Annotated in this window: 1 protein-coding gene; it reads right to left on the bottom strand. The window is 50.5% G+C overall.

Annotated elements, in window-relative coordinates; genetic code table 11:
• Positions 1–39: 39 nt before the first annotated feature.
• Positions 40–450: a hypothetical protein gene (locus ACLJRH_RS26250; RefSeq protein ID WP_410958297.1), complete on the bottom strand. Its 411-nt coding sequence runs from the start codon at positions 448–450 to the stop codon at positions 40–42.
• Positions 451–546: the final 96 nt, after the last annotated feature.

Below are 546 nucleotides of genomic sequence, written 5' to 3'. Positions count from 1 at the left end.
CGTGTTGCCTCATCAGTTAATGTTACTTTCTTGCCTTAGCTAAAATGTTACCAACAGACAAGTTCCGTAGACCAATTCTCTGACCACCCTGACCCGCCATTCCTGCAACCTGCGTTGCAGTGTTCTGCGATTGCCTTCAATGAATTTTCCCGGATGTGCGTCTTCAAGTTTGAGAAGTAATTCGGTACTGCCCAGTTGCGGTTCATCCTTCAGCCAGCGATCGATGGAGGACGCACTGACCTTCATAAGTTGCTCGCGGAGTGCCGGATTCAGACTGAGATGCCCGTGTCTCTCCATCGCCGAAATGAGCTGGTGCAATAACGCCCTGAGACGTTTGCCACACAGCCGATCTGAAGCTTCCCAGATGACAATCAGATCCTGCTGGACAACTGCTCCATAAACCGAACGAGCCTGGGCGACGCTGTTGACTACCGTTGGTGACGGCACCATTCAGCAACCGGATTACTGATTTACGATGGCAGCTAAAGTAACAATTTTGGTGAGGCAACAGTGCGCGTTGGGTAACAAAAATGCTGAGTCAATGCG

The sequence above is a fragment of the Salmonella sp. SAL04162 genome (assembly GCF_046551535.1).
Classification (GTDB): Bacteria; Pseudomonadota; Gammaproteobacteria; order Enterobacterales; family Enterobacteriaceae; genus Salmonella; species Salmonella enterica.
This window is presented reverse-complemented; position numbering and strand designations above follow the sequence as displayed.